The organism is Streptomyces sp. ActVer, from assembly GCF_027270795.1.
GTDB classification, from domain to species: domain Bacteria; phylum Actinomycetota; class Actinomycetes; order Streptomycetales; family Streptomycetaceae; genus Streptomyces; species Streptomyces umbrinus_A.
Map to the genome: position 1 here is coordinate 1 of NZ_JAPWHT010000990.1, position 731 is coordinate 731.

General features: G+C 77.6%; 1 protein-coding gene. It reads right to left on the reverse strand.

The window, feature by feature from the left end; genetic code table 11:
* The coding region (locus O3Q52_RS53775) for a CoA transferase (RefSeq protein ID WP_269655642.1) at positions 1 to 731 on the reverse strand (731 nt) is incomplete at both ends.

The window sequence follows — 731 nt, forward strand, 5'->3', positions numbered from 1 at the left end:
GACCGGCCAGCGGGCCGGCGATCGCGTCCCCGCAGAAGACCGGCGTTCCCTGGTCGTCGGTGGCCAGCAGGCCGCCTGCCGCGGCCACGTCGTCGCCGAACCCCACCCGGTCCACGGACCGGCCGTAGGCGGTGATCGACACCCAGGTGCAGCCGCGCTCCACCTCGGCCGCCGCGTCCAGGCCGAACCGGGCCAGGGCCCGGGGGCGGGAGGCCTCGACGACCACGTCCGCGGCGCGCACCAGCGCGTGCAGCGCCGCTCGGTCGGCCCGGTCGGCCGGGTCCAGTGCCACCGCGCGGTGCCCGGCGTGCAGCAGGTCGTAGAAGGCCCGGTTGCCGAACCTCGCACCGTCCGGACGCGAGGGCACCTCGACCTTGACCACCTCCGCCCCGGCCAGCCCCAGCAGGTGCGCGCACAGCGGACCGGCCCACAGTGCGCTGAAGTCGACGACCAGCATGCCGCGCACCGAGCGGGGCCGGCCAGGGCGCGGCACGCGTACGGCATCCGCCTCCAGCCCCCCGCCCGGCCACCCGCGTACCGCCCCGGCCGCCAGTCCCAGCAGCGCCACCCGCTCCTCCAGCTCGGCCGTGCTGTGCGCGGCGAGCCAGGTGGCCAGTCGCCGCGGCAGCCACTCGTCCAGCTCATGCCCGATCAGCGCGCTCCACAGCAGCGGGTCGCCCGGGCGTACGCAGGAGACCGCCGCCCAGCCGTCCGCCGTGGGCAGCAACCGG